This is a genomic window from Neisseria sp. P0021.S006 (assembly GCF_051956895.1).
In genome coordinates, this window is record NZ_JBQCWZ010000961.1 from 1 (window position 1) to 562 (window position 562).

General features: G+C 48.2%; 2 protein-coding genes. Both read left to right on the forward strand.

The features are described 5' to 3' along the window. Positions 1–367: ABC transporter six-transmembrane domain-containing protein (locus ACTHUM_RS18155; protein WP_440403703.1), on the forward strand; the 367-nt coding region annotated here is incomplete at its 5' end. A gap of 27 nt (positions 368–394) precedes the next feature. After that, on the forward strand, positions 395–562 hold a 168-nt coding region (locus tag ACTHUM_RS18160), incomplete at its 3' end, for a DMT family transporter (RefSeq protein WP_440403704.1).

A 562-nucleotide genomic window follows, 5' to 3' on the forward strand; every position in this document is an offset into this window, starting at 1 on the left:
CCTATATTTCCGTTTAAACAACCGACTTGAACGCGACAACCACCTTATCCGCGACGGCAACGAGCATCAGCTCTACCGCCACTATGACTGGGTTGCCAAACTACGCGTGCTGATTTCCAACCGCGAAGCCTTAGGCTATCTCAGTATCGGCATAGCGATGAGCGTATTGTTCGGCTTTGCCTTTATACACATGACGCTTAAAGGCTATGGCAGCGCCGGCCATATCTATTCCGTCAGCACTTATTTATGGATGTTTGCAATGAGTTTGGACGATGTACCGCGCTTGGTCGAACAATACGCCAATCTAAAAGATATCGGACAACGCGTTGAACTTTCGGAAGAAAACAATTTTTCCAAGGCCGTCTGAAACCTTAACACACTATCAGGACATATTATGAGTTGGTTTTATTTAATCTTAGCCGGTATGCTGGAAATCGGCTGGCCATTGGGCTTAAAGCTGGCACAACAGGAAGGCTTCCGCTGGCATGGCTTTGCCGCCGCGCTTGCCTGCATCGCCGGTAGCGGATACTTCCTTTACCTTGCCCAAAAAAGTATTCCAATG